At 49.2% G+C, this 10,593-nt stretch carries 5 protein-coding genes; 1 reads left to right on the forward strand and 4 read right to left on the reverse strand.

Features of this window, described 5'->3' with window-relative positions:
* Positions 1-11 precede the first annotated feature (11 nt).
* From AAKU64_RS18690 to AAKU64_RS18700, 3 genes are all read right to left on the reverse strand, one after another.
* Positions 12-677 carry a DUF484 family protein gene (locus AAKU64_RS18690; RefSeq protein WP_354328910.1) on the reverse strand — a complete coding sequence of 222 codons (666 nt, stop codon included), beginning with the start codon at positions 675-677 and terminating at the stop codon, positions 12-14.
* 156 nt (positions 678-833) lie between these two features.
* On the reverse strand, positions 834-1,685 hold the full coding sequence (gene dapF / locus AAKU64_RS18695; protein ID WP_354362655.1) for a diaminopimelate epimerase: 852 nt from the start codon (positions 1,683-1,685) through the stop codon (positions 834-836).
* Positions 1,686-2,142: 457 nt separating this feature from the next.
* On the reverse strand, positions 2,143-3,780 hold the full coding sequence (locus AAKU64_RS18700; RefSeq protein ID WP_354362656.1) for a methyl-accepting chemotaxis protein: 1,638 nt from the start codon (positions 3,778-3,780) through the stop codon (positions 2,143-2,145).
* 564 nt (positions 3,781-4,344) lie between these two features.
* Between AAKU64_RS18700 and AAKU64_RS18705 the strand changes: the two genes are divergently transcribed.
* Positions 4,345-7,920 carry an indolepyruvate ferredoxin oxidoreductase family protein gene (locus tag AAKU64_RS18705; RefSeq protein WP_354362657.1) on the forward strand — a complete coding sequence of 1,192 codons (3,576 nt, stop codon included), beginning with the start codon at positions 4,345-4,347 and terminating at the stop codon, positions 7,918-7,920.
* A 1,085-nt stretch (positions 7,921-9,005) separates the two neighbouring features.
* On the opposite strand, the gene AAKU64_RS18710 is transcribed toward AAKU64_RS18705, so the two are convergent.
* Complete coding sequence (locus AAKU64_RS18710; RefSeq protein ID WP_354362658.1) at positions 9,006-9,566, reverse strand: hypothetical protein; 561 nt, start codon at positions 9,564-9,566, stop codon at positions 9,006-9,008.
* Positions 9,567-10,593: the final 1,027 nt, after the last annotated feature.

The raw sequence follows: 10,593 nt of genomic DNA on the forward strand, positions 1-10,593 counted from the left end.
TGGTTAATCAACTAATCAATCAGACAGCTCAGTGCAGCGCTGCTGGTGTCTGCAATTTTGACTAAAAAATCGGTCGCCATTTCTTTGGTAAAACGAGCTGGGTCGGGAGAGCCAAGTACCAGCAAGCCAAAGGTGTTCGGTGAGCCGGCTCCTAGCGAAATACGTAAAGGTAGCATCGCGACGGATTCAATTTTCTCGTCTGTTTCTATCCAGGTTGATGCTTCAAAATCTTGATTTTTCCCGCAGAAAGGCGTGCCTAATCCTTTGGCGAATAACTGTGCGTCTTCGCTTACCTCTTCTGCAAACCAGGTATGCGAAAAGTCTTCAGCGACTTGCCACAAGCGCAGCGTTGCGTAAGGCAAAGAGAAAATATCTTGCAAGCCTTGTGTCAGCACATACGGGAGTTCGACGTCGTTACGTGCTAATAGTAAAGAGCGCGTCCATGTCTGAAACTTGGTAGTGATCGCATCGTTTTCTTGAGCGATGCGCATTAACTCTGCCATGCGCAGTTCCAGCACTTTATATTTTTCACGCACGACTTCCATTTGCCGCTCTTGCAGCGAGATGGCGCGCCCGAGTACTGGGCTAGTCAGTTTAACGCTGGATAAAAGCTCAGCATGCTCTTCAAAAAAGTGCGGATGGCTGACGAGGTAAGTGGCGATATCGGTGGAGTTCATGCTTAAAACTTTATAAATGTTCGGTAGCGAATTTTGCATAATTCTATGCAAAAAATGATGCAAAGATAACTGCAGGGTTTTGGTGGTACGGACTGCCGAAAATACATTGATAGATACATTGGCCAATACATTAGAACTCAATGTTATGTGAATGTCTTAAATATCAATTTCACCTTCATACACAGTGACTGCCGGACCGCTTAAAAATACCGGTTGGCCTTCACCTTGCCAGGCAATTGACAGCTCGCCGCCCTGCATACTGACACGGACTGGCGATGTCAGCAAACCACGGCGTATACCAGCGACTGCTGCCGCGCAGGCACCAGTGCCGCAGGCCAGAGTCTCGCCAGCGCCGCGCTCAAATACGCGCAGACGAATATGCTGCGCATCTAGCACTTGCATAAAACCAGCATTCACCCGTTTAGGGAAGCGCGGGTGATGTTCAATCACGGGTCCGTCAAGAGCGACCGCAGCGGTGTCGGTATCGTCCACCACTTGCACCGCATGCGGATTGCCCATAGAGACGACTGAGAAAAGCGCTGCTTTGCCATTGATCAATAAAGGCCAGAGCGAGTCGTGTCCCTGGGGTGTCGCGTTTAGTCCGGCAGCATCAAATGGTACGGCAACTGCATCAAGTATCGGTGCACCCATGTTGACCGTAATACGGCCGTCGGCCTCTAAGCGCGGCTCAATAATGCCCGACATGGTTTCTACTTTGATGGCCGATTTAGAGGTCAGTTTTTTGTCGATGACAAAACGCACAAAAGCGCGTGAGCCATTGCCACATTGCTCGACCTCGCCGCCATCTGCGTTGTAGATACGGTAGCGGAAATCAATCCCTGCGGTGTCAGAGCGTTCGACCACCAGGATTTGATCGGCGCCAACACCAAAGCGGCGATCAGCCAGCAATTTCCACTGCTCAGGCGTAAAAGAAATAGCTTGATTGATGGCGTCAATCACAACAAAGTCGTTACCTGCGCCATGCATTTTGGTGAATTTGAGTTTCATCGTTTTATTATAACTTGCTTGATGTTGGTTCTAGCGCTGATCAAGGGTTTGCCGCTACTACTTTAGCCGTGACTTACCCGTCAACCTTAGTGCAAAGGGAAAATTTCTGCGTTTGGTATCGGTCTAATATCGGTCTGGCATCGGCCTTACATCGGCCTATCTTGGGCTCAAATATTTGGCTGCATTGATCAAGATTAATAAGCATACTCCATATTAGTATATATAGAGTGTCCATAACTTAATTGACCTTCATGCCATAAATAGAAAAAAATTAGGGGAGTATATTGATTCGCGTGGCTCTGTTTATAAATCGCCGATGAATCTTCCTGATGATGTTATCGGCGATGGTAACAACATTTTTAGCGCAAATACGCTAGCTTTTCGCCGGTATAAGTTAGCCTAAACAGTGATCGCCACTGATGCCCTCGTCGGCAGTCTTCTCTAATTTCAGGCAATCTTAGACAATTTTATACACGCCGCAACCTAGGACGACATCTTTGGAAACCGGCACGATGTACGATGTTTTCGTATCCACATTCTTTGTGTTCGGGTTCAAAATCGTGTAATCAACCCAGCCGCCGCTGCGCGGGATTGCGAAGGCGTCAGCAACTAATTTGCGACCATCCAATCCGGTGACTTGTAGCAGATTGACTTGTAATTTAGACGAATTCCCGGCAAAGGCTATGTATTGGCCGCTACGGTCAAAGGCAAATACGTACATGTCGCGGTCAGCAAATTGGTGATTTTTATCGGCGGTAATGAGCTGCAGCGCAGCTTTACCGCTGTTTTGGTAAAGCGCCACTGCTTTTTTAACCAAGGCATATGCTTCATCTGCCGTGCCTTGCCGCAGTTTGAATGAGGACACCGCTTTCGATAAGGCGGTAGCGCGATCTTCCAGATTGATGGACGCATTTTTGGCTTCTTCTGCCATCTGACCATTACTTTGGGTGATCTCATCCAGATGGCGTATCGCCTCTGAGATTTGTGCCAAGCCATTGCTTTGTTCTTCTGAGGCGGTAGAAATGGAGTTGATATTGCCTGCCAGATTACGGATGCCATCCACAATATCGGCCAGCGTGGTGTTGACCTCGTTAATCTGCGAGACACCTGTTTTAACCCGATTGACGGAATCATCAATCAGCAATTTGATCTCTTTGGCCGAGCCTGCACTACGTTGCGCCAGATTGCGCACTTCGGCCGCGACTACCGCAAAGCCACGCCCTTGTTCACCTGCGCGTGCCGCCTCAACCGCCGCGTTAAGAGCGAGAATATTGGTCTGGAAGGCGATGGTATCAATCAGGCTGACGATTTCTTGCATCTTCAACGCACTGGTTTGGATGCCATTCATAGATTCGACCGCTGCACTCATGGTGCTGCTACCCGATTCTGCAATCAGACGGACATTGGCGGCGAGAGTATCCACCGATCTGGCACTGGCGGCATTTTTTTGTACGGTTTCTGCCAGGTCTTCTACGCTGGCAGAAGTTTGCTCCAGACTGGATGCCTGCTGCTCCGTGCGAGTGGATAAGTCGCTGATGCCAGTCGCCAGTTGATGACCCAGTTGCGACACCATGCTGGAATTGGTTCTTACATTAGCGACCAGTGCCGACAAGTTGTAATTCATCGTTTCTAAAGTTTGCCCCGTGGTGGCTAACTCATCTTTTCCAATGACGATCACTTGTGTCGTCAGATCGCCCGAGGCACCTGATTTGGCGGCGAGGGTAACGGCAGTTAATCCCTGCATCAGCGAATAATAAAAGCCATAAAACAAATACGCGGCCAGTAACAATACTATCAGCGCGATTGCGCCAGCGGAATTGCGCTTAAAACGCAAGTCCTCGCTGCGCTCAAGTATGTTGGTAGCTTTATTCTGTTCGGTCTGGCTGGTTTGTATAGCTGGTGAGGCGACTTGACTATCTGCCACTACGCTTTGAAGTTCTTGCTGATAATTAGAAATGATATTGACGCTCAGAAGCAACATCGGTAATACAAACACAGCTGCCATACACAATAATTTGGCGCGCAAACTGAACTTGCCCATGATCAGGCTAGACGGAGCCATAAAGCGACTGACAAGCTGTTGGAGAGTTGCCATGCTGTCCTCTTTAAAAGGTTGTGGTGTTAGCTAATTCGTTTCAATGATTTTCTTGCGATCAATCCAGTTCAAAATCATTGTCGCAGATTTTTAAGCTGATTTAATCGATTCCCGTATCCGTATTGAACTTGGTGGGACGGTAGTAGCAAAGCTGCGTCCTAGTTTTAAAGCGACTTTATCAAGCGCGACCTCATCGGTACGCCGGGGCGCGGCTTAGCGGGATTTCGTTTTGGTTTAATTTTGGTTTGGTTGAGATAGCATTCAAAAACCAGTACACTTCCTTCATCTGTCAGTCATACTGTACTGGTCTTTTTGTGCTGTACTGTCCATTGAGACGGGCAGTACACCATGTTAGTGTGCGAGGCATCGTAATCCATCCTTAGATCAAACGAGATCAAACGAGTTAAAACGATCACTGCGAACTATCACCTCGTTGTATGAGTGTGTGCTGTTCCTGTATTTTGGTTTAGAGGTGGGATAAAAAGTATATGATTCACTCACAAGGTGATTCTTTCGATTCGATTTAAGGCGATACCCTCGCCTGGTGAAAAGCACGGAGACCCCATGAACGCACCCATCAAGTCACAGACGTTGATCGACAATGACATCACGCTGGACGACAAATTTACCCTAAAGCGCGGCCGCGCTTTTATGACTGGCACGCAAGCGCTCATCCGCTTGATGATGCTGCAACGTCAAGCCGATGAAAAAGCCGGGCTCAACACCGCTGGCTACATCACAGGCTATCGCGGCTCACCGCTAGGCAACGTCGATCTGACTGCCGCCAAAGCTAAAAAACATTTAGAAAAAGCGCATGTCAAATTTCATCCTGGCGTGAATGAAGATTTAGCCGCAACCTCGGTCTGGGGTACGCAGCAAGTCAATTTATTCCCCGGCGCTAAATATGACGGAGTATTTGCGATGTGGTACGGCAAAGGTCCAGGCGTCGATCGTTGTGGCGACGTGTTTAAACATGCGAATCTGGCAGGCACGTCCAAACATGGTGGTGTACTGGTCATCGCGGGTGATGATCATGCCGCGAAGTCTTCTACCGCTGCGCATCAGTCCGAACATATTTTAAAAGCCTGCGGTATTCCGGTGCTGTACCCGTCCTCGGTACAAGAGTATTTAGATTACGGCTTGCATGGTATTGCGCTCTCTCGCTACACCGGCTTGTGGGTATCGATGAAATGTGTGACCGAAGTGGTCGAATCAGGCGCCTCCGTCGATATCGATCCTGATCGCATCAAGCCGATTATCCCTAGCGATTTCCAGATGCCAGCGGATGGCATCAGCATCCGTACTCCCGATCCAGTATTAGCGCAAGAAACGCGCATGATCAACTATAAATGGTACGGTGCTCTGGCCTATGCGCGTGCCAATAAACTCAATCAAATTATCTGGGATAGTCCACGTGCCAAAGTCGGGATTATCACTGCCGGTAAGTCTTATTTAGATACACGTCAGGCATTGGCCGATCTGGGGATTGATGAACAAGCGGCTGCCGATATCGGTATCCGTTTATACAAAATCGGTATGACCTGGCCGCTGGAATCCCAGGGCGTGCGCGAATTTGCGACAGGTCTGGATGAGATTCTGGTCGTGGAAGAGAAGCGTCAGATTCTGGAATACGCGATTAAAGAAGAACTCTACAACTGGCAAGATGATGTACGTCCGCGCGTCGTTGGTAAGTTCGACGACACCGGCGAATGGAGTGATCTGGATCACGCCGGTCATGGTGACTGGTTGCTGCCAGCAACGTATGAATTAAGCCCGGCACAAATCGCCCGTGCAATTGCATCGCGTATTACTAAATACTTCTCCGGCCATCCGGTAGAACAACGTGTGAAAGAGCGTGTAGCGTATCTGGAAGCCAAAGAAGCAGCTTTAAATATCGCTGCCAAGCCCGACCCTAACAAAGACCGTGTACCGCATTTTTGCTCAGGTTGTCCGCACAATACTTCCACCAAATTGCCCGAAGGCAGCCGCGCATTAGCTGGTATTGGTTGCCATTACATGGTGACCTGGATGAACCGCGAATCTACCGTCTTCAGCCATATGGGTGGAGAAGGTGTGACTTGGGTAGGGCAGTCACCGTTCACTACCGAGAAGCATGTCTTCAGCAATCTGGGTGATGGTACGTATTTCCATTCCGGTCTGCTGGCGATCCGTGCTGCGGTGGCCGGCAAGGTCAACATTACTTACAAAATTTTGTTCAACGACGCGGTTGCGATGACGGGCGGTCAAGAGTTTGACGGTCCGCTCGATCCTGGCATGATTTCACGCCAGATCGCAGCTGAAGGTGTCACCCCGATTATCGTTGTGACCGATGAGCCAGAAAAATATCCAGCCGACTACAACTGGGCGCCCGGCGTCACTGTGCGTCATCGCAGCGAACTGGATGCAGTCCAGCGCGAACTGCGCGAAGTCATTGGTACCTCTGCCATGATTTATGATCAAACCTGCGCCTCAGAAAAACGTCGCCGCCGGAAAAAATTTGATAAAGATGGCAAACCTGGCTTTCCTGATCCAGCCAAACGCGCTGTGATCAATGAGGCTGTCTGCGAAGGTTGCGGCGATTGCTCCGTGCAATCCAACTGCCTTTCTGTCGAACCATTAGAAACCGAATTTGGTCGTAAGCGTCAGATCAATCAGTCTTCCTGCAACAAAGATTTTTCTTGCGTGAATGGCTTTTGCCCAAGTTTTGTTACGGTCGAGGGGGGCAAGCTGAAAAAGCCTGCCAAAGCCAAAGTAGAGCAGGGCACGGCGCTGGATGTAGCCAGCTTACCTGATCCAGTTTTACCTGCCACCACCGAGCCACTGAATGTCTTGGTAACAGGTATCGGCGGCACCGGCGTGATTACCATCGGTCAGGTGATGGCGATGGCCGCGCATCTGGAAGGCAAAGCGTGCTCGGTATTGGATATTACTGGCCTGGCACAAAAAGGCGGCGCGGTGATGTCGCATGTGCGCTTGGCAGACAATGCCGACGATCTACATTCCACTCGCGTCGGTACAGGTATGGCTGACGTCGTCATTGGTTGCGATGAAATCGTGACGGCGAGTCGCGATGCACTGTCACGCATGGGCGAGGGCCGTACCCGTGCCGTGGTCAATTCTTCCGTATCGCCGACATCGACCTTTATCAAAAATCCAGACTGGCAATTTCCTGTGGAAGCCGCCGAGGCGGAAATTGGCAAAGCCTGTGGCATCGATCGTGTGGACATGATCGATGCGTCCCACATTGCGACTACGCTGATGGGCGATAACATCGCCTCCAACATGTTTATGCTCGGCTATGCCTGGCAAAAAGGCTGGGTACCTTTGACCCAAGCCGCGCTGATGCGCGCGTTGGAATTGAATGCCGTTGCAATCGACTTCAACAAGCAAGCTTTTAACTGGGGTCGCGTCGCGGCACATGATCTGGCAGCGGTCAAAAAACTGGTCACGCCAGCGCAAGTGATTGAGCTCAAACGTGCACCAACTTTAGATGACACCATCAGCAAACGCATTGCTTTCCTCACGGAGTATCAGGACGCTGCCTATGCTTTGCAGTACAGCGAGTTTGTGAACAAAGTCAAAGCCGCAGAAACTAGCATCGCTGATGGCAAGCCATTACGTCTGACGGAAGCGGTCGCTAAATATCTGTTCAAACTGATGGCATACAAAGATGAATACGAAGTCGCCCGTCTGTACACCGATGGCAAATTCCAGCAAAAAATCGCTGGCATGTTTGAGGGTGACTACAAAATCAACTTCCATTTAGCGCCACCTTTGCTAGCTAAAAAAGATGACAAAGGTCATTTGATCAAGCAGCAGTTTGGCCCGTGGATGATGAAAGGTTTTGGCATCTTGGCCAAGCTCAAATCCCTGCGCGGTGGTGCGTTTGATATATTCGGCTACACCGCAGAACGCAAGATGGAACGCGCTTTGCCAGTCGAATACAAAGCCACTATCAGCAAATTGTTAACGCAATTGACGAAGGACAATTTGCCGAAGGCAGTAGCGATTGCCAGTATTCCAGAAGATATCCGCGGTTATGGCCACGTCAAAGAACGTCATTTTGAAGCGGCAAAAGCCAAAGAAGCAAGCTTGATCGCCGAGTTTTCTACCCCAAGTCAGGCACAAAAGGCGGCTTGATGCTGTAGAGGATAGGTTTGGGTAATATCAAAAATGACCGGTCTGACCGGTCATTTTTTTGTCACTACAATTGTCGGGTCACACAGAAGGTGAAAAGTGAGTCAAATTAGTGAAAATCGCGTGATGCACTTATTGAAAAGATCGTTCAGGCAGAGCCATTTTTCGCGAGACAAGCAATGGCTGCCGTACATTAGTCGGATTTCCACTTTCGGCACCTAGCGGTTAGTGGTCGTTAGTGACCATCGAACGTAAGTCTGGTTCAAGCCCAAAGCTGGCGTACGCCGCGCTCGGAAGCGGTTACTCAAGATGCAGTTTTAGCATTGAAATTCAGCTGCAGATCGAGACTTCCCGAGGGCTGTCGATTAGAACGACTGGTTCAGCGTCTTGGTGGTCAAGGCACCAACTCCCACCTTTCTAATGTTCATTTCAAAATTGCAGGCCCAAGGGGTTGGAGGCATTTGCAGCTGTACGAGTTGCCAGAACCCTGAACGCTTCGATTGCACCGGGAGATGTCTCCAAGATGTAGAGGACAACATCCGTAGTAGGTATCGACACAACTAACGGTTCGCTCTGCGCAGCGACAAGAAAAAACCATTGCGAGTGAAGCGCAATATGGCTGACCAAATACACGCCGCCGGGATTTTCTGAGGTTTGAGCTTAGAAACGCCCACTGGACCACGCTATCGACCGGCTGCTATCGCTTAATCGTGACATCTGAGTCAGGCCCAAAGCTGTCATTTAAATTGGGCATGAATTTCCAAATTCAGACTCGCATTGAGGGCTTTCATAAACGACGGTTAGAAGGGTTGGCAATGGCTCCGCCTCGAAGCTATGGCGATGCCAGATACCAAAGGCCATACTCCCAACCATCACAAAGGCGATATCCACCGTATAAAAAGATACCAAAAGAAACGCTCCGGCTCCGCGCACTGCACGATGTAGACGAGGCTGCCGGCCTTGCTGCTCATTGTGAAAATCCCAGTGTCGTTAGCCCTCATTAAAGGCAAACTCCTGTATCGGCTTGTTCTGGCGCACTAGCTTCAAACTCAAATTGCACAAGGGCTAGCGGCATACTCGCCTCTGAACTATTTTCGCAAACAAAGAAATCTATAAATGGGTACTTTCAAGCCTTTAAGCGCAGACCAATCAAGCTTCAGTCGTTTTTCGCCCCAGCCACAGCCCCCCATTCCCAGCGCCACGGCGATCCAGCCGAACAGGTATCCGCCCTTGTTAGACTCCGCAAGTGCCGCCCGCCAATCTGCAGTCTCGCGGTAGGTGATGGCTTGGCGGGCCGTTGTGCCTAGGCTGAACACCATGTTGTCGTCCTTCGCGTCAAACTTGGCAGTTACGATTTCGCTCTCGAACCCCTCGAGCGACCGCCCTAGGTTGGGCTCCTTGATGCGCACCGTTACTGTCCCTTGTGGTGACTGGATGTCGACATCGATGTAACGACTGAATAAGACGCCTTTTTTGGTTTTTTGCTCGGTGATGTTTATGTTCGTTATCTTACCGGTCACAGTGCTAAGCTGAGCCTCCGCTGGCGGCGGCATGGTGCGGTTGGGGTATAAGCGGTTTGTGAAATATTGGTCGCCCAGCCATACCAAGCCTCCCAGCAATAATACAAGAGATACTTTTACCAAACTCAATCTCAATCCCCCTCATGGTCCATGTGATTTGATTATAAGCAATATTGACAACGAAGCCATAATTTGCAGCTAATGTTGAAAATGTGCGGCGTACGCTCAGCGGGTGTCCTTGCGGTTGAGACGGTCTGTCGCGGATCGCAACACCTCTTGGCACGTCTTCTGTCTATTCAAACTACCCCTGTTTTTTGGACATCAGCCTACGTAGCTGTGTCACTTCGTCCGTGTCAAAAGCTCGCTTTTGTACGTGCGCGGTTTAACTGTTGTGCATATTACCAAAAAATCGTCGCTGTATAAATCCCCAGTATGCGTGCTAGCGCCACTATTCTATAGTTTGATCGACCGCAGGGTATAACGCAAGACCTAAAGATTAATCTGGGCGCTGTGGGATAATTTGGACATGGATTTCTCCTGAGAGTGGCTTGGGGTCTTGCATGCAGCGGTTTTGCCTGAAATCTATAAAAGTATAAAAATCCCGACAAACCCCGCATACTGCGATAGCTAGATTCTAGATGCCAAGACGCTGAAAAAGGCAATTGGAACGACTTGGTGAAAGACCGCTTGCGCCCCATACGAACCGCTCAAGAAAATCGTTTGACCTGCTCCTAAGGGCACTAAGCAATCTGTTGATGCGTCTTGTCAACGCATCCGTATTTTCAGTATCAGGGTCATGCAAGCCGAAATTTTTTTCACCTTCTTCGTCACTTCACCACGCCAGATGTGAAGAAGCTTGTTAAAAAAAGCCTTTGTAATCAGAACCCGGCTTTTCAATTATTGGGTCATCCGACAACAATGCTAGTGGTAATCATGATTTCAATATACTCCCTATTATTTTTATAGAAAATATCGGATTGTCCATTTATTATATGGGCAGTAAAAATATACTATAGGGAAGTATATAAAACTAGATTTCATTTACTAGCTTAATAAAACCGGGCGGATTCAGCTACGAAGAGCAACGGGAGGTAAGTTTTAGTGGGAGTATATCCAAATTATAAAAAACCTCAAACGGCGTTCGATAGCCGAGGCA

Source organism: Undibacterium sp. GrIS 1.8 (assembly GCF_040544445.1).
GTDB lineage: Bacteria > Pseudomonadota > Gammaproteobacteria > Burkholderiales > Burkholderiaceae_D > Undibacterium.